The organism is Citrobacter sp. RHBSTW-00599 (assembly GCF_013784065.1).
GTDB classification, from domain to species: domain Bacteria; phylum Pseudomonadota; class Gammaproteobacteria; order Enterobacterales; family Enterobacteriaceae; genus Citrobacter; species Citrobacter braakii.
Map to the genome: position 1 here is coordinate 1,301,339 of NZ_CP056717.1, position 21,441 is coordinate 1,322,779.

Annotated in this window: 14 protein-coding genes, 1 tRNA gene, 3 rRNA genes and 1 other annotated feature; of the genes, 9 read left to right on the top strand and 9 right to left on the bottom strand. The window is 51.9% G+C overall.

The genetic code is table 11. The features are described from left to right. Window positions 1–92: 92 nt before the first annotated feature. From pheA to bamD, 4 genes are all read right to left on the bottom strand, one after another. A complete protein-coding gene (gene pheA / locus HV243_RS06165) occupies window positions 93–1,253 on the bottom strand; it encodes a bifunctional chorismate mutase/prephenate dehydratase (RefSeq protein ID WP_016154065.1) in 1,161 nt (386 codons plus the stop codon). Between the two features lie 22 nt (window positions 1,254–1,275). After that, window positions 1,276–1,401 (bottom strand) — a sequence feature (Phe leader region). Further along, a complete protein-coding gene (gene pheL, locus HV243_RS06170) occupies window positions 1,353–1,400 on the bottom strand; it encodes a pheA operon leader peptide PheL (RefSeq protein ID WP_100250063.1) in 48 nt (15 codons plus the stop codon). (Overlaps the previous feature by 48 nt.) A 102-nt stretch (window positions 1,402–1,503) precedes the next feature. Continuing rightward, window positions 1,504–1,842 (bottom strand): ribosome-associated translation inhibitor RaiA, encoded by a 339-nt coding sequence (gene raiA / locus HV243_RS06175; protein ID WP_003031244.1) that lies wholly within the window; start codon window positions 1,840–1,842, stop codon window positions 1,504–1,506. Window positions 1,843–2,110: 268 nt separating this feature from the next. Beyond that, on the bottom strand, window positions 2,111–2,848 hold the full coding sequence (gene bamD / locus HV243_RS06180; protein WP_016154064.1) for an outer membrane protein assembly factor BamD: 738 nt from the start codon (window positions 2,846–2,848) through the stop codon (window positions 2,111–2,113). 131 nt (window positions 2,849–2,979) lie between these two features. Between bamD and rluD the strand changes: the two genes are divergently transcribed. From rluD to HV243_RS06220, 8 genes are all read left to right on the top strand, one after another. After that, window positions 2,980–3,960 carry a 23S rRNA pseudouridine(1911/1915/1917) synthase RluD gene (rluD, locus tag HV243_RS06185; protein ID WP_016154063.1) on the top strand — a complete coding sequence of 327 codons (981 nt, stop codon included), beginning with the start codon at window positions 2,980–2,982 and terminating at the stop codon, window positions 3,958–3,960. After that, window positions 3,957–4,688 (top strand): purine nucleoside phosphorylase YfiH, encoded by a 732-nt coding sequence (yfiH, locus tag HV243_RS06190; RefSeq protein ID WP_016154062.1) that lies wholly within the window; start codon window positions 3,957–3,959, stop codon window positions 4,686–4,688. Before rluD ends, yfiH begins: the two co-directional genes overlap by 4 nt. 129 nt (window positions 4,689–4,817) lie before the next feature. Beyond that, window positions 4,818–7,391, top strand: a complete 2,574-nt coding sequence (clpB, locus tag HV243_RS06195) for an ATP-dependent chaperone ClpB (protein WP_016154061.1) — start codon at window positions 4,818–4,820, stop codon at window positions 7,389–7,391. A gap of 416 nt (window positions 7,392–7,807) precedes the next feature. Then, a 16S ribosomal RNA gene (locus tag HV243_RS06200) occupies window positions 7,808–9,349 on the top strand. Window positions 9,350–9,433: 84 nt separating this feature from the next. Beyond that, window positions 9,434–9,509: transfer RNA gene (locus HV243_RS06205), tRNA-Glu, on the top strand. Between the two features lie 220 nt (window positions 9,510–9,729). Next, a 23S ribosomal RNA gene (locus HV243_RS06210) occupies window positions 9,730–12,636 on the top strand. A gap of 96 nt (window positions 12,637–12,732) precedes the next feature. Beyond that, a 5S ribosomal RNA gene (gene rrf, locus HV243_RS06215) occupies window positions 12,733–12,848 on the top strand. The 16S, 23S and 5S rRNA genes sit together here with 1 tRNA gene alongside, the layout of an rRNA operon. 284 nt (window positions 12,849–13,132) lie before the next feature. After that, window positions 13,133–14,431 carry an MFS transporter gene (locus HV243_RS06220; protein WP_016154060.1) on the top strand — a complete coding sequence of 433 codons (1,299 nt, stop codon included), beginning with the start codon at window positions 13,133–13,135 and terminating at the stop codon, window positions 14,429–14,431. Here the strand turns inward: HV243_RS06220 and HV243_RS06225 are convergent. From HV243_RS06225 to trxC, 5 genes are all read right to left on the bottom strand, one after another. Continuing rightward, the gene (locus HV243_RS06225; protein WP_016157180.1) at window positions 14,428–14,751 is read right to left on the bottom strand and encodes a YfiM family lipoprotein; all 324 of its coding nucleotides are present in this window, start codon (window positions 14,749–14,751) and stop codon (window positions 14,428–14,430) included. The two genes, HV243_RS06220 and HV243_RS06225, sit on opposite strands and share 4 nt — an antisense overlap. Window positions 14,752–14,795: 44 nt before the next feature. Further along, on the bottom strand, window positions 14,796–16,151 hold the full coding sequence (gene pssA, locus HV243_RS06230; RefSeq protein WP_003835350.1) for a CDP-diacylglycerol--serine O-phosphatidyltransferase: 1,356 nt from the start codon (window positions 16,149–16,151) through the stop codon (window positions 14,796–14,798). Window positions 16,152–16,265: 114 nt separating this feature from the next. Further along, entirely contained in the window at window positions 16,266–18,926 is a 2,661-nt protein-coding gene (gene pat, locus HV243_RS06235; RefSeq protein ID WP_016157179.1) for a protein lysine acetyltransferase, read from the bottom strand. A 36-nt stretch (window positions 18,927–18,962) separates the two neighbouring features. After that, entirely contained in the window at window positions 18,963–19,661 is a 699-nt protein-coding gene (gene tapT, locus HV243_RS06240; RefSeq protein WP_016154057.1) for a tRNA-uridine aminocarboxypropyltransferase, read from the bottom strand. 69 nt (window positions 19,662–19,730) lie between these two features. Further along, entirely contained in the window at window positions 19,731–20,150 is a 420-nt protein-coding gene (gene trxC / locus HV243_RS06245) for a thioredoxin TrxC (protein ID WP_003037559.1), read from the bottom strand. 207 nt (window positions 20,151–20,357) lie between these two features. On the opposite strand from trxC, the gene HV243_RS06250 reads away from it, so the two are divergent. Beyond that, window positions 20,358–21,437 carry a tRNA/rRNA methyltransferase gene (locus HV243_RS06250; protein WP_046275240.1) on the top strand — a complete coding sequence of 360 codons (1,080 nt, stop codon included), beginning with the start codon at window positions 20,358–20,360 and terminating at the stop codon, window positions 21,435–21,437. Window positions 21,438–21,441: the final 4 nt, after the last annotated feature.

Below are 21,441 nucleotides of genomic sequence, written 5' to 3' on the forward strand. Positions count from 1 at the left end.
TTGATGGCAACGCTGATGCGTTGTATCAGTCATACAAGGATCGGCTAAATAGAATGCCGGATAAGCGTAGCGCCATCCGGCATTGTCAAACGTTAGCTTGGATCGACCGGCACCACATTCTCACTTGGATAGCAGCCAAGTACTTTCATCGAGCGCGTAATCTCACCTAACTCCTTCAATGCTTTTTGCATCTGGGGTGATTCCAGGTTGGCCTGGATATCAAGATAAAACATTTCCTCCCAGGGATTGCCGTGAATCGGGCGTGACTCCAGTTTAGTCATAATCAGATTATGGTTGCGCAGTACCAGCAGGGCTTCTACCAGCGCACCGGCTTGTTGTCCTGTCGCCATCAGCAACGTGGTTTTTGCTGGCACCTGATCGGAAACATTGATTGCCTTGCGCGCCAGTACCACGAAGCGGGTGATGTTTTGCGTCTGATTAGCTTCGATATGCTCGAGAACCTGCAAACCGTATAGTACGCCTCCGGCTTCGCTCCCCAGAGCCGCCACGCGCGGTGAGTTAGCCTGCGCAACTTTTTCCATTGCCGCCGAGGTGCTTTCGGTGTACTCAATCTTCCAGTGCGGGTAACGACTCAGGAATTTGCTGCACTGCTGGAATGGCTGCGGATGGCTATATACCGTTTCAATGGTCTCGAGATCTGTCGTGCCGGACACCAGTAGGCAGTGGTCAATCGTGATAGTCATCTCGCCAACGATAGACAGGCTGGTGTGCTGTAGCAGGTCGTAAACGTCGTTAATCCCACCGGAACTGGTGTTTTCAATCGGAACCACTGCGTAGTCAGCTTGTCCGGTTTCGACCTGATTAAAGATATCGGCAAATTTCGCGCAGCCGCTTTCTATAAATTGTTCAAAATGGCGGGCAGCATACTGACGTGCGGCAAGATGAGAATATGACCCTTTTGGCCCAAGGAAAGCAACGCGTGCTGAGTGCGGGTTAATTTTGTTCAGATGCTGCTGGAGCAGTGCCTGCTGAGTCAGGACGGAGTCTTCGATTATGAGCTGGAACAGGCGAGTGATGTAGTGAGCATCAAGATGATGTGCTTTGCCAAGCTGAATCAGTCGGTCCAACAGATCGCGCTCACGGTCGATATCACGAACTGGACGATGTGAAAGGAGCTTAGCTTTGCCAACTTCTACGGCCAGTCCACGTCGCTCAGCCAGCAGGGCCAGTAATTTTTCATCCAGCGTGCTGATCTTATCGCGCAGCGCCAGCAATGGGTTTTCCGATGTCATAGTGTTGCCTTTCTTGTTATCAATAAAAAAGGCCCCCCGTTGTGGGAGGCCTTATTGTTCGTCTTCGCATTCTTTATCACACGACGAAACGCCTCCCATTCAGGGGAAGGTAAAAAAGAATGCGAAGAAGAACGGGACAAGTTTCATGTAATTTTCCTTTGGCTACGTCAGTAAAGTACCCGTACTGTTTTCACCCTGTCAACAAAAAACGCGCCCGGAGGCGCGTTGGCGATACACTCAATGTAAGGGACTACTCTTCTTCTGCTTCGACGAAGTTGGCGTCTTTGACTGAAGTTGTTGCACGACGGGCTTCGCCTTTGTGCTGCACTTTATTGAGCTGCCGTTCCAGCTTGTTGATCAAATCGTTAATTGCGGTGTACATATCCTCGTGTTTTGCGCTGGCGACCAGATGTCCGTTCGGTGTATTGATGGTGGCATCAGCAATGAAACCCTGCGGCTCCTTAGACAGAATGATATGTGGATTAATCAGATGAGTTTGCCATTTTTCGAGTTTGGCGAGACGGTCTGCGACATGCTGGCGAATTGCCGGAGTAATTTCCATTTGTTTACTGGTAATGTTCATTGTCATAAATTTTACCTCTTGTCTTTCCCGTCTTGGTGATTCCAGCATACCGTTCCTAATGTCAAAATGTGTGATGTTAATCACATTTTTTTGTCGCTTTTTGTCAAGAAAACCTTTTTGTGAGGCACCGCAGGAACAAGCGATTTTTTACTTGAGGAATACCTGAAAGCAGGCCATATTTGATGAGATGCGTTGCAGCTAAACCGCTTCAGTTGTGGCGTTTACGGATAAAAAAACGGCAGCCTTTGGGCTGCCGTTTGCATTCTGAGATAAATCAGGTATTGCTGCTGTTGGCGGCAATGATTTTCGCTACTTTTTCTGCCTGCGCATTCATCTGCATCTGGCGATAAGCATTTTCCATCAACGGCAGGGCATTGCGTGTTGCCTGAGTATCCGGGAAGTCGCGCAGCATGCCTTCTACACGGTTTACCACGGCAACCCATGCACCGCGGGCAGTGTAGTATTCCACAACGGAATATTCATACTTCGCCAGACGGTCTTTCAGGAATACCAGACGTTTGGTGGCGTCAGTGGTGTACTGGCTGTTCGGATAGCCACGTACCAGTTTGGAAAAGTCATTAAACGCAGCTCGGGCATGTTGCGGATCGCGATCGCTGCGATCAACACCAAAGAATCCTTGCAGTGCGCTATCATCCAACGCCATATTGGTCAGGCCACGCATATACATGACATAATCAATGTTAGGGTGTGTCGGGTTAAGACGAATAAAACGATCGATGGCAGCCTGAGCAAGTGGCAGATCGGCGTTTTTGTAGTAGGCGTAGATGAGATCTAATTGCACCTGCTGAGAATACGGTCCAAATGGATAACGGTTATCCAACGCTTCTAATTGCGTTATTGCCTGTTTCCAGTTACCGTCCTGCAGCTTTTGCTGAGCAGTCGCGTAGATTTCATTTGGCGGATTATCGGGCACCTCTTCCTTTGAACCAGAGCAACCCGCCAAAAACAGGCTCAACGTGGCTGCTGCCACCAGATATTTCATGCGCGTCATGACGTTTTGACTTTCCTCAAAATGTTTTACGGGAGATTCTCTGTTCCTGCTCCCGGTTAAGACCAGCTACAATAGCACACTATATTAAACGGCAAAGCCGTAAAACCCAACGTTAAACGAAGAAGCAGTTTATGGCACAACGAGTAGAACTCACCGCAACAGTCTCCGAAAATCAGCTCGGTCAACGCTTAGATCAGGCTTTGGCCGAATTGTTCCCTGATTATTCGCGATCGCGCATAAAAGAATGGATCCTTGACCAGCGCGTACTGGTAAATGGCAATCTTTGCGATAAACCGAAAGAAAAAGTGTTGGGTGGAGAGCGCGTCTCCATCACTGCAGAAATTGATGAAGAGGTTCGTTTTGAACCTCAGGATATCCCACTGGATATCGTTTATGAAGATGACGATATTCTTGTCATCAACAAACCCCGTGACCTCGTAGTGCATCCGGGGGCCGGTAATCCTGATGGCACGGTATTGAATGCATTACTGCATTACTACCCGCCAATCGCGGATGTTCCACGTGCTGGTATCGTGCACCGTCTGGATAAAGACACGACCGGATTAATGGTGGTGGCAAAAACCGTTCCGGCGCAAACGCGTCTGGTGGAGTCGCTGCAGCTGCGTGAAATTACCCGTGAGTACGAAGCCGTGGCGATTGGTCATATGACGGCAGGCGGAACCGTTGAGGAACCGATTAGCCGCCACCCGACCAAGCGTACGCACATGGCGGTACACCCGATGGGGAAACCGGCGGTGACGCACTATCGCATTATGGAACACTTCCGTGTGCACACGCGTCTGCGGCTGCGTCTGGAAACCGGACGTACGCACCAGATCCGCGTGCACATGGCGCATATCACCCATCCGCTGGTGGGCGATCAGGTCTACGGCGGTCGTCCGCGTCCACCGAAAGGCGCTTCTGACGAATTTATCTCCGTTCTGCGTAAGTTCGATCGTCAGGCGCTTCACGCGACTATGCTGCGTTTATATCACCCAATTTCAGGTATCGAAATGGAATGGCACGCACCGATTCCACAAGATATGGTGCAATTGATTGAAGTGATGCGCGCTGATTTCGAAGAACATAAGGATGATATTGCCTGGCTATGAGTAAGCTAATTGTCCCGCAGTGGCCGATACCGCAAGGTGTTGTGGCGTGTAGTTCTACCCGTATTGGCGGTGTTAGCATGCCGCCTTATGATTCGCTGAATCTGGGCGCCCATTGCGGCGACAACCCGGAGCATGTTGAAGAGAACCGCAAGCGGCTGTTTGCTGCGGGCAATCTGCCGTCAAAGCCAGTCTGGCTGGAGCAGGTCCACGGTAAGGATGTCCTGAAACTGACCGGCGAGCCTTACGCCTCCAAACGTGCGGATGCTTCTTACAGCAACACGCCGGGCACCGTGTGTGCAGTGATGACGGCCGACTGTCTGCCGGTGCTGTTTTGCAATCGCGCAGGAACGGAAGTCGCGGCGGCACATGCGGGTTGGCGCGGATTATGCGCCGGCGTGCTGGAAGAGACGGTGGCGTGTTTTGCCGACAAACCTGAAAACATTATTGCCTGGCTAGGCCCGGCGATTGGCCCGAACGCGTTTGAAGTGGGAGCAGAAGTTCGCGCAGCGTTCATGGCGAAAGATCCGCAAGCGGACCTCGCATTTGTACCGCATGGTGATAAATATCTGGCGAATATTTACCAGCTTGCGCGTCAGCGTCTGGCAAATATCGGAGTAGAGAACATCTACGGTGGCGACCGTTGCACCTTCAGCGAAAGTGAGACGTTCTTCTCTTATCGTCGCGACAATACCACGGGTCGTATGGCAAGTTTTATTTGGCTGATATAACCTAAAGAATCAAGACGATCCGGTACGTGTAATTTTCTTTTCACATAATTCAGGTCATTCACCTTGAATAATTGAGGGATGACCTCATTTAATCTCCAGTAGCAATTTTGACCTGTTATGGGAGGAGTTATGCGTCTGGATCGTCTTACTAATAAATTCCAGCTTGCTCTTGCCGATGCCCAGTCACTCGCATTGGGGCACGACAATCAATTCATCGAACCACTTCATCTAATGAGCGCCTTGCTGAATCAGGAAGGGGGATCGGTACGTCCTTTATTAACGTCTGCTGGCATTAATGCTGGCCAGTTACGTACAGCCATTGACCAGGCGTTGAGCCGGTTGCCGCAGGTAGAAGGTACCGGCGGTGATGTGCAACCTTCTCAGGATCTGGTGCGTGTACTGAATCTTTGCGACAAGCTGGCGCAAAAACGTGGGGACAACTTTATTTCGTCAGAACTGTTCGTACTGGCGGCGCTTGAGTCACGCGGTACGCTGACCGATTTACTAAAATCAGCAGGTGCGACGACCGCGAATATCACTCAGGCAATTGAACAAATGCGTGGAGGTGAAAGCGTGAATGACCAGGGGGCAGAAGACCAACGTCAGGCCTTGAAAAAATATACCGTCGACCTGACCGAACGTGCCGAGCAGGGCAAACTCGATCCGGTTATCGGGCGTGATGAAGAAATTCGCCGTACCATTCAGGTACTGCAGCGTCGTACTAAAAATAACCCGGTGTTAATCGGCGAACCAGGTGTTGGTAAAACGGCCATCGTTGAAGGGCTGGCCCAACGAATTATCAATGGTGAAGTGCCGGAAGGCTTAAAAGGTCGCCGTGTGCTGGCGCTGGATATGGGCGCGCTGGTGGCTGGGGCCAAATATCGTGGTGAGTTTGAAGAACGCTTAAAAGGCGTGCTGAACGATCTCTCGAAACAGGAAGGCAATGTCATCCTGTTTATTGATGAGCTGCATACCATGGTTGGGGCGGGTAAAGCCGATGGCGCAATGGACGCCGGGAACATGCTGAAACCTGCGCTGGCACGCGGGGAACTGCACTGTGTAGGCGCAACAACGCTTGATGAATATCGCCAGTACATCGAAAAAGATGCGGCACTGGAACGTCGTTTCCAGAAAGTATTTGTAGCCGAACCTTCAGTAGAAGACACCATCGCGATTCTGCGTGGCCTGAAAGAACGTTATGAGCTGCACCACCATGTGCAGATCACTGACCCGGCGATTGTTGCGGCAGCTACGCTGTCTCACCGCTATATTGCCGATCGTCAGTTGCCGGACAAAGCTATCGACCTTATCGATGAGGCGGCATCCAGCATTCGTATGCAGATTGACTCCAAGCCGGAGGAACTCGACAGACTCGACCGCCGTATTATCCAGCTCAAACTGGAACAGCAGGCATTAATGAAAGAGTCTGATGAGGCGAGTAAAAAACGTCTCGATATGCTCAACGAAGAGCTGGACGATAAAGAGCGCCAGTATTCTGAATTAGAAGAAGAGTGGAAAGCTGAAAAAGCATCCCTTTCGGGAACGCAAACTATCAAGGCTGAGCTGGAGCAGGCGAAAATCGCCATCGAACAGGCGCGTCGTGTCGGCGACCTGGCGCGGATGTCTGAACTGCAGTACGGCAAAATTCCTGAACTGGAAAAACAGCTGGAAGCAGCCACCCAGTCTGAAGGCAAAACCATGCGTCTGCTGCGTAATAAAGTCACGGATGCAGAAATTGCAGAAGTGCTGGCGCGCTGGACCGGGATCCCGGTTGCTCGCATGCTGGAAGGCGAACGGGAAAAACTGTTGCGTATGGAGCAGCAGTTGCACAGCCGCGTGATTGGCCAGAACGAAGCGGTGGAAGCCGTTTCTAACGCCATCCGTCGTAGCCGTGCTGGCTTGTCCGATCCAAATCGCCCGATTGGTTCGTTCTTGTTCCTCGGCCCAACCGGTGTCGGTAAAACTGAACTGTGCAAAGCGCTGGCAAACTTTATGTTCGACAGTGATGATGCCATGGTGCGTATCGATATGTCCGAGTTTATGGAGAAACACTCGGTGTCTCGTCTGGTCGGGGCGCCTCCGGGATATGTCGGCTATGAGGAAGGTGGATATCTGACAGAAGCGGTACGTCGTCGTCCTTACTCTGTCATCCTGCTGGATGAAGTGGAGAAAGCGCACCCGGATGTGTTCAATATTCTGTTGCAGGTGCTTGACGATGGTCGTCTGACTGACGGGCAGGGGAGAACGGTCGACTTCCGTAATACGGTTGTCATCATGACCTCGAACCTGGGGTCCGATCTGATTCAGGAACGCTTCGGTGAGCTGGACTACGGCCACATGAAGGATATGGTCCTGGGCGTCGTGAGCCATAATTTCCGCCCGGAATTCATCAATCGTATAGATGAAGTTGTTGTATTCCATCCGTTGGGTGAGCAGCACATTGCTTCTATTGCACAGATCCAACTGCAACGTCTGTATAAACGTCTGGAAGAGCGTGGCTATGAAATCCATATCTCTGACGAGGCGCTTAAACTGCTGAGTGCGAATGGTTACGATCCGGTGTATGGCGCACGTCCACTCAAACGTGCTATCCAGCAACAGATCGAAAACCCGCTGGCGCAGCAAATTCTGTCTGGTGAGCTGATTCCTGGCAAAACGATTCGGCTGGAAGTGAATGACGATCGCATTGTGGCAGTGCAGTAAGTCACAAAACGACAATAAACGAGCCCTGCGGGGCTCGTTTTTGTTTAAAAACAAAGCAAAAATCAATGTAATGGTTGAAAAGTAGTCGCTTGATAAGTTTTTTGTATTTTTAACTTGTCAGCCTGAAATAACTCCCTATAATGCGCCTCCACTGACACGGAACAACGGATTACAAACCGCCGGGTCAGCGGAGAAAAGCGAAAATAAACGCTTGACTCTGTAGCGGGATGGCGTAATATGCACACCCCGCGCCGCTGAGAAAAAGCGAAGCGGCACTGCTCTTTAACAATTTATCAGACAATCTGTGTGGGCACTCGAAGATACGGATTCTTAACGTCGCAAGACGAAAAATGAATACCAAGTCTCTGAGTGAACACGTAATTCATTACGAAGTTTAATTCACGAGCATCAAACTTAAATTGAAGAGTTTGATCATGGCTCAGATTGAACGCTGGCGGCAGGCCTAACACATGCAAGTCGAACGGTAGCACAGAGGAGCTTGCTCCTTGGGTGACGAGTGGCGGACGGGTGAGTAATGTCTGGGAAACTGCCCGATGGAGGGGGATAACTACTGGAAACGGTAGCTAATACCGCATAACGTCGCAAGACCAAAGAGGGGGACCTTCGGGCCTCTTGCCATCGGATGTGCCCAGATGGGATTAGCTAGTAGGTGGGGTAACGGCTCACCTAGGCGACGATCCCTAGCTGGTCTGAGAGGATGACCAGCCACACTGGAACTGAGACACGGTCCAGACTCCTACGGGAGGCAGCAGTGGGGAATATTGCACAATGGGCGCAAGCCTGATGCAGCCATGCCGCGTGTATGAAGAAGGCCTTCGGGTTGTAAAGTACTTTCAGCGAGGAGGAAGGTGTTGTGGTTAATAACCGCAGCAATTGACGTTACTCGCAGAAGAAGCACCGGCTAACTCCGTGCCAGCAGCCGCGGTAATACGGAGGGTGCAAGCGTTAATCGGAATTACTGGGCGTAAAGCGCACGCAGGCGGTCTGTCAAGTCGGATGTGAAATCCCCGGGCTCAACCTGGGAACTGCATCCGAAACTGGCAGGCTAGAGTCTTGTAGAGGGGGGTAGAATTCCAGGTGTAGCGGTGAAATGCGTAGAGATCTGGAGGAATACCGGTGGCGAAGGCGGCCCCCTGGACAAAGACTGACGCTCAGGTGCGAAAGCGTGGGGAGCAAACAGGATTAGATACCCTGGTAGTCCACGCCGTAAACGATGTCGACTTGGAGGTTGTGCCCTTGAGGCGTGGCTTCCGGAGCTAACGCGTTAAGTCGACCGCCTGGGGAGTACGGCCGCAAGGTTAAAACTCAAATGAATTGACGGGGGCCCGCACAAGCGGTGGAGCATGTGGTTTAATTCGATGCAACGCGAAGAACCTTACCTACTCTTGACATCCACGGAACTTGGCAGAGATGCCTTGGTGCCTTCGGGAACCGTGAGACAGGTGCTGCATGGCTGTCGTCAGCTCGTGTTGTGAAATGTTGGGTTAAGTCCCGCAACGAGCGCAACCCTTATCCTTTGTTGCCAGCGGTCCGGCCGGGAACTCAAAGGAGACTGCCAGTGATAAACTGGAGGAAGGTGGGGATGACGTCAAGTCATCATGGCCCTTACGAGTAGGGCTACACACGTGCTACAATGGCATATACAAAGAGAAGCGACCTCGCGAGAGCAAGCGGACCTCATAAAGTATGTCGTAGTCCGGATTGGAGTCTGCAACTCGACTCCATGAAGTCGGAATCGCTAGTAATCGTGGATCAGAATGCCACGGTGAATACGTTCCCGGGCCTTGTACACACCGCCCGTCACACCATGGGAGTGGGTTGCAAAAGAAGTAGGTAGCTTAACCTTCGGGAGGGCGCTTACCACTTTGTGATTCATGACTGGGGTGAAGTCGTAACAAGGTAACCGTAGGGGAACCTGCGGTTGGATCACCTCCTTACCTTAAAGAAACGTTCTTTGTAGTGCTCACACAGATTGTCTGATGAAAAGTAAATAGCAAGGCGTCTTGCGTTGAGACTTCAGTGTCCCCTTCGTCTAGAGGCCCAGGACACCGCCCTTTCACGGCGGTAACAGGGGTTCGAATCCCCTAGGGGACGCCACTTGCTGGTATGTGTGAGTGAAAGTCGCCGACCGAAGTATCTCAAAACAGACTTTCGAGTCTCGTTTGAGATATTTGCTCTTTAAAAATCTGGATCAAGCTGAAAATTGAAACGACACACTGTTTCATTTCTCCGTAAACAAGAAATGAAAAGCGGTGTGTTCGAGTCTCTCAAATTTTCGCAACACTGAAATGTTTTACGAAACATCTTCGGGTTGTGAGGTTAAGCGACTAAGCGTACACGGTGGATGCCCTGGCAGTCAGAGGCGATGAAGGACGTGCTAATCTGCGATAAGCGTCGGTAAGGTGATATGAACCGTTATAACCGGCGATTTCCGAATGGGGAAACCCAGTGTGATTCGTCACACTATCATTACGTGAATACATAGCGTAATGAAGCGAACCGGGGGAACTGAAACATCTAAGTACCCCGAGGAAAAGAAATCAACCGAGATTCCCCCAGTAGCGGCGAGCGAACGGGGAGCAGCCCAGAGTCTGAATCAGCATGTGTGGTAGTGGAACGGTCTGGAAAGTCCGGCGATACAGGGTGATAGCCCCGTACACAAAAGTGCATGTGTTGTGAACTCGAAGAGTAGGGCGGGACACGTGGTATCCTGTCTGAATATGGGGGGACCATCCTCCAAGGCTAAATACTCCTGACTGACCGATAGTGAACCAGTACCGTGAGGGAAAGGCGAAAAGAACCCCGGCGAGGGGAGTGAAAAAGAACCTGAAACCGTGTACGTACAAGCAGTGGGAGCCTCTTTATGGGGTGACTGCGTACCTTTTGTATAATGGGTCAGCGACTTATATTCTGTAGCAAGGTTAACCGAATAGGGGAGCCGAAGGGAAACCGAGTCTTAACTGGGCGTTAAGTTGCAGGGTATAGACCCGAAACCCGGTGATCTAGCCATGGGCAGGTTGAAGGTTGGGTAACACTAACTGGAGGACCGAACCGACTAATGTTGAAAAATTAGCGGATGACTTGTGGCTGGGGGTGAAAGGCCAATCAAACCGGGAGATAGCTGGTTCTCCCCGAAAGCTATTTAGGTAGCGCCTCGTGAACTCATCTTCGGGGGTAGAGCACTGTTTCGGCTAGGGGGTCATCCCGACTTACCAACCCGATGCAAACTGCGAATACCGAAGAATGTTATCACGGGAGACACACGGCGGGTGCTAACGTCCGTCGTGAAGAGGGAAACAACCCAGACCGCCAGCTAAGGTCCCAAAGTCATGGTTAAGTGGGAAACGATGTGGGAAGGCACAGACAGCCAGGATGTTGGCTTAGAAGCAGCCATCATTTAAAGAAAGCGTAATAGCTCACTGGTCGAGTCGGCCTGCGCGGAAGATGTAACGGGGCTAAACCATGCACCGAAGCTGCGGCAGCGACACTATGTGTTGTTGGGTAGGGGAGCGTTCTGTAAGCCGTTGAAGGTGTGCTGTGAGGCATGCTGGAGGTATCAGAAGTGCGAATGCTGACATAAGTAACGATAATGCGGGTGAAAAACCCGCACGCCGGAAGACCAAGGGTTCCTGTCCAACGTTAATCGGGGCAGGGTGAGTCGACCCCTAAGGCGAGGCCGAAAGGCGTAGTCGATGGGAAACAGGTTAATATTCCTGTACTTGGTGTTACTGCGAGGGGGGGACGGAGAAGGCTATGTTAGCCGGGCGACGGTTGTCCCGGTTTAAGCATGTAGGCGGAGATTCCAGGTAAATCCGGAGTCTTGTTAACGCTGAGGTGTGATGACGAGGCACTACGGTGCTGAAGTAACAAATGCCCTGCTTCCAGGAAAAGCCTCTAAGCATCAGGTAACACAAAATCGTACCCCAAACCGACACAGGTGGTCAGGTAGAGAATACCAAGGCGCTTGAGAGAACTCGGGTGAAGGAACTAGGCAAAATGGTGCCGTAACTTCGGGAGAAGGCACGCTGATATGTAGGTGAAGTGATTTACTCATGGAGCTGAAATCAGTCGAAGATACCAGCTGGCTGCAACTGTTTATTAAAAACACAGCACTGTGCAAACACGAAAGTGGACGTATACGGTGTGACGCCTGCCCGGTGCCGGAAGGTTAATTGATGGGGTTATCCGTAAGGAGAAGCTCTTGATCGAAGCCCCGGTAAACGGCGGCCGTAACTATAACGGTCCTAAGGTAGCGAAATTCCTTGTCGGGTAAGTTCCGACCTGCACGAATGGCGTAATGATGGCCAGGCTGTCTCCACCCGAGACTCAGTGAAATTGAACTCGCTGTGAAGATGCAGTGTACCCGCGGCAAGACGGAAAGACCCCGTGAACCTTTACTATAGCTTGACACTGAACACTGGTCCTTGATGTGTAGGATAGGTGGGAGGCTTTGAAGTGTGGACGCCAGTCTGCATGGAGCCAACCTTGAAATACCACCCTTTAATGGCTGGTGTTCTAACGTAGACCCGTGATCCGGGTTGCGGACAGTGTCTGGTGGGTAGTTTGACTGGGGCGGTCTCCTCCTAAAGAGTAACGGAGGAGCACGAAGGTTAGCTAATCCTGGTCGGACATCAGGAGGTTAGTGCAAAGGCATAAGCTAGCTTGACTGCGAGAGTGACGGCTCGAGCAGGTGCGAAAGCAGGTCTTAGTGATCCGGTGGTTCTGAATGGAAGGGCCATCGCTCAACGGATAAAAGGTACTCCGGGGATAACAGGCTGATACCGCCCAAGAGTTCATATCGACGGCGGTGTTTGGCACCTCGATGTCGGCTCATCACATCCTGGGGCTGAAGTAGGTCCCAAGGGTATGGCTGTTCGCCATTTAAAGTGGTACGCGAGCTGGGTTTAGAACGTCGTGAGACAGTTCGGTCCCTATCTGCCGTGGGCGCTGGAGAATTGAGGGGGGCTGCTCCTAGTACGAGAGGACCGGAGTGGACGCATCACTGGTGTTCGGGTTGTCATGCCAATGGCATTGCCCGGTAGCTAAATGCGGAAGAGATAAGTGCTGAAAGCATCTAAGCACGAAACTTGCCCCGAGATGAGTTCTCCCTGACCCTTTAAGGGTCCTGAAGGAACGTTGAAGACGACGACGTTGATAGGTCGGGTGTGTAAGCGTAGCGATACGTTGAGCTAACCGATACTAATGAACCGTGAGGCTTAACCTTACAACGCCGAAGATGTTTTGGCGGATGAGACATCGAAATTCAGCTTGATTACAGATTACATCGACATGCGAAAAGCGTGTTGATAAACAGAATTTGCCTGGCGGCTGTAGCGCGGTGGTCCCACCTGACCCCATGCCGAACTCAGAAGTGAAACGCCGTAGCGCCGATGGTAGTGTGGGGTCTCCCCATGCGAGAGTAGGGAACTGCCAGGCATCAAACAAGTGAAGAAGCCCATCCTGCCGGATGGGCTTTTTTGCGTCTGCAGGGAATGAGAACTGCCGGATGCAGCGTACCATTTTATCCAGCCCATAAAAGCCCACTCTATTTCAAACCGATTTTTCTCTTTCTCGAACATATCTGAATCCTTTCTCTGCTAATGAAAACCGTGATCTTTCTCTCATAATAAGTTATAACAATTATATAACATTTATTTCACCAAAAAAGACACAACCACCATTGATAAATTAATGCAATCGTTGGCAGGGGTACAATTCTAATGGCTGATAGCAGTGTAACTGAGAACGGGGCGCTGGCAGACGGCGATACTCGGCGTCGTATATGGGCGATTGTCGGAGCATCATCAGGGAATCTGGTCGAATGGTTTGATTTCTATATCTATTCTTTCTGCTCTCTCTATTTTGCTCATATCTTTTTTCCATCAGGAAACACCACCACGCAACTCTTACAAACAGCCGGAGTTTTTGCTGCAGGCTTTCTGATGCGACCGATTGGCGGCTGGCTGTTTGGTCGCATCGCGGATAAGCACGGGCGTAAAAAGTCGATGCTGCTGTCAGTTTGTATGATGTGTATGGGATCGCTGGTGATCGCTTGTCTTCCGGGATATGAAACCATCGGTACCTGGGCTCCTGCTCTATTGCTGCTGGCTAGGTTATTTCAGGGGCTGTCTGTGGGTGGTGAATACGGGACCAGCGCTACCTATATGAGTGAAGTAGCCGTTGAAGGTAAGAAAGGTTTTTATGCTTCCTTCCAGTACGTGACGTTAATCGGCGGGCAATTACTGGCACTGCTGGTTGTGGTCATATTACAGCAAACGTTAGAAGACTCAGCGCTAAGATCGTGGGGTTGGCGTATTCCATTTGCGTTGGGTGCCGTACTGGCTATTGTTGCGTTATGGCTGCGTCGACAGTTGGATGAAACCTCGAAACAGGACGTTCGTGCGCTGAAAGAAGCTGGCTCTCTGAAAGGTCTGTGGCGTAATCGCAAAGCCTTCATCATGGTGCTTGGCTTTACCGCTGCTGGCTCGCTGTGTTTTTACACGTTCACAACTTACATGCAGAAATACCTGGTTAACACTGCCGGTATGCATGCCAACGTAGCCAGTGGGATTATGACGGCGGCACTGTGTGTGTTTATGCTGGTGCAACCGTTGTTCGGTGCCTTGTCAGATAAAATTGGCCGACGTACTTCAATGCTGTGTTTTGGCGCGTTGGCCGCGATTTTCACCGTCCCCATTCTGACAGCGTTGCAAAGCGTGACGTCTCCGTATATGGCGTTTGCTCTGGTGATGTGTGCCTTGCTAATTGTGAGTTTCTATACGTCAATCAGCGGTATTCTGAAGGCCGAGATGTTCCCGGCACAGGTGCGCGCTCTGGGGGTTGGATTATCTTATGCGGTGGCCAATGCTCTGTTTGGTGGCTCAGCCGAATATGTTGCGTTATCCCTGAAGTCTGTCGGTATGGAAACAACATTCTTCTGGTACGTTACAGCACTGGCAATAGTCGCATTTTTGGTATCGCTGATGCTGCATGGGAAGGGGAAAGGTCTGCGCCTCTAGTGATGTGCCAGTTGCCAGACCGCATAGCCGGTAGACGCACCTGCAACATCCCAGGCGAAGTCTTTCCAGCTCCAGCCGCTCCCAGCGGGACGGCTGTCCCATAACTCTTTTGATGCGCCCAGGCTGACAGAGAACATCAGGCCGATAGCCGCGCTGCGATCGCGGCTGTTGCCCTGATGTTGAGCATATTCGTTTCCAGCTGCGGAGAGCATAGCGGAGGCGATAAAGTGTTGAGCCTTGTCTTGTCCGCTCCAGCGGTCGTTTGCCATGTGGCTGCAGCCAGAAATAGCCAGGATACTGAAAAGAATAAACAAGCGCACCGTTGCCTCCATAGGAAAAACCCCGTCAGTTGACGGGGTCTTGGTTACAGAATACGGCTAATTAGTCTGTCGATACGGATACGGCGTAGTCGACGGATGAGCTTACGCACTTTGACTGGATAGTCGGCAATGCTTTGCAGGTCGCGATAGTGCTTAACGACGGTGGTATGCGTGCGAATAAGCTCCAGTTCTTTATCGCGCTGGGGAGTCAGCTCTTGCTTCGGATCGTGGATAAGGATGGCGTTTTCCAGATCCAGACGCCAGGCGCGAGGGTTAAGGTTGTTGCCGGTGAGCAGCATCCATTTATCATCAACCCACATGCCTTTCAGATGATAGGTGTTGTCATCATCTTTCCATAAGCGCACGACCAGTTGGTCGGTATTCACGTAATATTGCAGTCTGCTCAGGAAACGGCGCAGGTTAATTTCATACAGGTAGGGCAGCGCGCCGATGATTTTAAATGGCTCATCTTCTGGAATGAAAAAGTCGTTGGCGGTTTTATCACCGACAATGATCTCGACCTTTTTGCCTTCACGCAGCAGCTGAATGATATTGCGCACCAGTATAGCGGGCAGGTTGAAATAAGGGGTACAGATTGTGAGCTTGTGCTCCGCGCAGGGCATAAGGTGGAAAATGGTCTTATTTAACAGACTGGATTTTCCAAGGCCTACCAGAGGCGTTACCGAAAGCTGTTCATTATCCGCATCACCCTGAAAATGGAATGACGCATCGCGCAGTTCCTGACGGTACAGGCGGATGTCGTTTTTAATTTCCGGGCTTTTAGGGCGATTAATATCATCAAGGCGATTAACGCCGCGACCGTTCATCAGGTTCTGCGTGACCCAATCGAACATAATATCGGCCATTTGCGCGTTGCGAATCAACTGATAACGGTCATAGCGATATTTATCATGCTGATGCAGATAAACATCATTCAGGCTGGCCCCGCTATACAGGACGCTGTCATCGATGATAAAGCCTTTAAAATGCAGGACGCCAAGCGCTTCTCGGGTGTTAATCGGAACACCGTAGACAGGAATATCAATACCTGGGTTTTCTTGTGCCATTCGGCAATACCAGTCAGCGTTGGTATTCGATGCCGCAGCACCAATACGTCCGCGCTGGGCTCGGTGCCAGTCGACAAGCACCCGGACATCCAGTTCAGGACGCTGCCGTTTTGCCGCATAGAGCGCGTCGAGTATGCCTTTGCCACCGTCATCCTGTTCCAGGTACAGCGCAATAATGCAGATCCGTCGCGTCGCGCTGGCTATTTTTTCCAGCAGAGTCTCCCTGAAATTAGCGGGAGCATAAAAGAAATCTACATCATCAACTGACTGAGAAATCTTGGGTAGTTGGGCAAGGTGTTGTTGATGTTTATTACGCTTAAATTTTGACAACATCACAGTGCATTTCTTCTCTGTTCATTGAAGGGTCCTCTGTGCTATGCAGACGACATAAGCGGGTAATGATACCACCAGTACCTATTAATGTGGTCAACATTTCCAGTACCTTACTCACGATTCCTCAAATTGGGCCAGATTAAGCGTTAGCCCAACAATTCCCTCTTCGAGTTGGACGTCAACAGCGAACCCGAGTTTCCGGGCCAGGGCGACCATCCCACGATTGTTTGGCATCGTAATACCATTCAAACGTCTAAGTCCGTGATCTCGGGTATATGCAATTAATTTTTCCATCAACCGGCGACCCAGTCCAAGCCCTTTGAGATCTGAACGAACCAGCACGGCGAACTCGGCGTCAATGTTATCAGGATCCGAGATTGCTCGCGTTACGCCGAGGATCTCTTGCTGATTGTTTTTACAGCGTACCGCAACAAAGGCCATTTCCCGATCGTAGTCGATCTGCGTCATATTGGCTAAATCTTCGTGGGTAAATTCGTTGATCTCACTGAAATAGCGATAATAAAGATCTTCTTTTGTTACCTGAGAAATGAACTGCTGTAGATGAGGTTCATCCTCGGGCAAAATAGGGCGGAACAAGCAACGCTCGCCGTTCTTCAACTCCACCCATTCTTCAAGCTGATGGGGGTAGGGACGTATAGCCAGTCTGCTTTCGTTATCGCCCGTGAAAGGGGCAATGTCCAGCGTGACATCCAGCGCGGTAAATTCACCGGCGGAGGCCAACAGCGGATGAATATCCAGACGCTGAATTTCCGGGCAATCGACGATCAGATTGGAGACCTGCACCAGAAGCTGACTTAACCCGGCGATATCCAATGGGCGTAATGCGCTGCGAGCGCGGATCTTTTTATTTTTGATCCCCTGGATCACCAGATAACGCGCCAGATTCATGTTCAATGGCGGCAACGCCACCACGGCCTGCTCTTCTGGTCGCCACTCAACTCCGCCTTCACCAAGCATAATCAACGGGCCAAATACCGGGTCATGTTCAACGACGACGCGCAGCTCCTGAGCGCCAGCGCGATTCGCCATACTTTGTACTAATAAACCGTGAATGCGCGCCTGCGGCCAGGCCATTTTTACCCGATCAAAAATCGCATTGGCTGCCTGCTGCACCTCTGTTGCCGTTCGCAGGTAGAGCATTACCCCCTGAACTTCTGATTTATGCGGGATATCAGGAGAACGCAGCTTTAGCGCCACCGGGTAACCGATTTGCTCCGCGATGTGTACGGCTTCAGCGCTGTCGCTGGCGATCCACGTCGGCAGCGTGTGTAAGCCATAGGCTTGTAAAATCGGCTGCACTTCATGGGTATCCAGCGACGTTGCTCCTTCAGCAATCGCCTGCTGTAACAGATTATGCGCCTCGGCGGTGTTGGTGGTCAGGTAATCGGGCAGCGCAGGGGTTTCCCGCAGTTGCTTCTGGTTACGCCGGTACTCCACCATATGCATAAACGCGGTGATGGTGCCTTCTGGCGTGCGGTAGGTAGGTAATCCGGCTTCGCTAAACAGTCTACGGGCTTCCTGGGAGGAAAACTCTCCGCACCAGTTGGTCAGCAACGAGACGAACTTACCGCGGGGATGACGTTTTACCGCCTCGATTAACGCTTGTGCGCTTTCTGTTCCCGGGGCGGCTGCGCTGGGTGAGTGAATCACCATCAGGGCGTCGAAATCCTGGCTGGCGAGCAAGATATCCAGCGTCTTAACGTAGTGTTCGCTGCTGGCGTCGTCACGCAGATCCAGCGGGTTGGCGATATCAATATGTTCAGGTAACGCATCGCGTAATTTCTGGCAGGTATCTTCACTCAATGTCGCCAACTTGCCATTTTTTGACCACAGCTCATCTAATGCCAGTGCGGCAGGCGCGGCCCCATTGCTGATGATCATCAGCCTGTCGCCGCGCAGTGGACGCATGTGGCTCAGGGTTTCTACCGCAGAGAACAGCTCGTGAGTGTCTTGTACGCGTAATAAACCGGCGCGCTGGATAGCCGCGTCCCACGCTGGGTCCATCCCTGCGCTGGTATGCAATAAACGCTGCGCCGCCGGGCTGCGACCGCTCTTAATCACCAGAATGGGTTTATTGCGCGAGGCGCTACGGGCGGCGGAGACAAAGCGCCGGGCATCACTTAAATGTTCGAGATACAGTAATATCGCGCTGGTTTTACTGTCGCGCGCCAGGTAATCCAGTAGTTCATCAACGTCGATATCCAGGCTGTCGCCCAGCGCGATAAACCAGGAAAAACCCATGTCGCGCTGCTGCGCCCAGTCCAGAATGGTGTTGGAAATCGCCGCTGACTGGGAAATAAATGCCAACTTACCGCGCTTGATGGGGACGGGGGAAAAGCTGGCGTTAAGCCCCTGCCAGGGCGCGAGAAGTCCCAGGCTGTTGGGGCCGAGGAGACGTATGTTGTAGCGTGCGGCGCAGGCCAACAATTCCAGGTGCTGCGATGCGGGAGCTGAAAGAATAATGCAGGTTTTACAGCCTTTCTCGCCAAGCGCTTCGAGTAATGCCAGGTTGCGGCTGGCATTGGTGCACAACACGGCAAGGTCTGGGCTAAAAGGCAGGCTGTTGATATTGGGCCAGGCCAGGACGCCCAACACCGCTTTCCATGCTGGCGTCACTGGTAAAACAGGTCCATTGAAACCGCCGGCAAGCAGGTTACGCATCATCAGGTAACCTGCGCGATTAGGCTTCATTGACGCCCCAATCACCGCAATGGATTTCGGTCGCAGTAGTGCTTCCAGACCACGCTGACTCATATCGGCTTCCTTAATGACACCAGTGACCGAATGATTTTAAACGCTTTCTGGCGAGTCTGCTGTGACGCTTCCCTGATGTTGAGTTTTTCCTGCCAGGTAGCGGGTTTTAAAGCGAGTGAAATGTTCGCTCAATCCCTCCGCGGCTTGCGTATCGCCCGCCAGATCCAACAACGCGATGGCCACTTCGGCAGTACAGTATTGCCCTTCGGCGTGAATGCCACGCAGGTGGTAAGCGGAAAGTCGCGATAAATCAACGGAGATCACCGGCAGGTTATCAAGGTACGGGCTTTTGCGGAACATTTTACGCGCTTCAGGCCAGGTACCATCAAGCATGATAAACAACGGCGGTTTACCGGCTGGTGGAGCGAAAATCACTTCACGCTCTTCGCCCGCATAGGATGCCGGGAATACAACCATCGGCTGGTAATCCGGATTTTTCACCAGTTCGAGCAACGCCTGCGGCGGTTCGGTGCGTGACCACTGAAAAGCCGTGGTATCGGGCAAAATATCGGCAATCAAACGTCCCGTATTGCTGGGCTTCATCGGCTCGGTATCAAACATCACCAGACAAAAGCGGCTTTTGGCCTCAGACGGCACCAGCGTTGCGCACAAGCAGAGCTTCAGTGGCAGCAGGCAGCGCTGACAGCGGCGAATGCGATTACCTCGGGCAAGGAAAGGGCGCGTGGCGCGCGCGAGGCGCTCAGCGCGTAACTGAAGAACAGCGTTATCGGTCATGGGAGAACACGTTGAAAAACGCTATTGTCGCAGAGGTGAAAACGGGGCACAAGATGCGCCCCGTAGAGATTATAATGATTCGTTAAGCCAGCTATCAAACGGGGCTTTAGGTACAGCGCCATTAAGCATGTCGACGATTTCACCTTTTCTGAAGATCATAATGGTCGGGATGCTGCGGATACCGAAACGGGCGCTGAGTTCACGCTCGGCTTCTGTATTCACTTTAACAAAACGCACTTTACCGCTACGCTCTTCCGCGACATCTTCAAAAATCGGGGCGAAGTTACGGCATGGACCACACCAGGGGGCCCAAAAATCAACCACCACCGGGAGATCGTCTTTTAACAGTTTATCCAGTGTTTCACCGGTCGCATTGATCACCTCCCCATCAAACAGGTCGTGACCACAGCGTCCGCATTTAGCCGCTTCCTGGACACGATCGTCGGGGATGCGGTTGATAGCCTGGCAGCTGGTACAAACGGTATTCATAACTAACCTCTGGATGAGTGGAGTGGACTTCACGGCAGTAACGCCAGTATGTTTCTATTATGTTACATATTATCGGGGAGTCTGTTCTAAACAACAATGCGTTTTATTCAATGAGTACAATAGTCCTTAGCTTTTAAATGAAATAATGGCTAACGACGTGCACATCGGGTAATCTTCGCGCTTCGCGCAGAGCAGGTGGAGAAAAACATGAGCGACGAACTGAAGAATAAAAACGGCAAGGTCAAAGTGATGTACGTCCGCAGTGACGATGACTCGGATAAACGCACCCAAAATCCACGTACTGGTAAAGGCGGCGGTCGCCCCGGTACTTCCCGAGCCGAAGGCGGTCGTCGCCCTGCCCGTGATGACAGAAAGGGTCCGAACAGCGAACGTGGTCGCGAACGTGGTCGTGGCCGCGATGTAGAACGCGACCGTGGACGTGAAGATTCACCATGGCGTACCGTGTCCCGCGCACCGAATGATGATGCAGCAGACAAAGCCGATCACGGTGGTATCAGCGGCAAAAGCTTTATCGATCCTGAAGTATTACGTCGTCAGCGCGCGGAAGAAACCCGCGTTTACGGTGAGAATGCCTGTCAGGCTCTGTTCCAGAGTCGTCCGGACGCTATTGTTCGCGCCTGGTTTGTTCAGAGCGTAACCCCGCGCTTTAAAGAAGCATTACGCTGGATGGCGGCGAACCGCAAAGCCTACCACGTGGTTGACGAAGCCGAGCTGGCGAAAGCCTCCGGCACTGAACACCATGGCGGCGTTTGTTTCCTGATCAAAAAACGTAACGGTACCACTGTTAAGCAGTGGGTTGGTCAGGCCGGGGCGCAGGATTGCGTGCTGGCCCTGGAAGACATTGCTAACCCGCACAATCTGGGCGGCATGATGCGTAGCTGCGCGCACTTCGGTGTGAAAGGCGTGGTGGTACAGGATGCGGCGCTGTTGGAATCAGGTGCGGCTATCCGCACCGCTGAAGGCGGAGCTGAGCACGTTCAGCCGATCACCGGTGACAGTATTGTCGATGTGCTGGACGACTTCCGTAATGCGGGTTACACGGTAGTGATGACCTCAAGCGTGAAAGGCAAGCCGCTGTTTACTACCACGTTGCCGGAAAAAATGGTGCTGGTATTAGGGCGTGAGCGTGAGGCTCTGCCAGAAGCAGCATGCTCAGCCGACGACCTGTGCGTGGCGATAGACGGTACGGGCAACGTAGAAACGCTCAACGTTTCTGTCGCGACCGGCGTGCTGCTCGCGGAGTGGTGGCGTCAGAACAAAGCCTGATAAT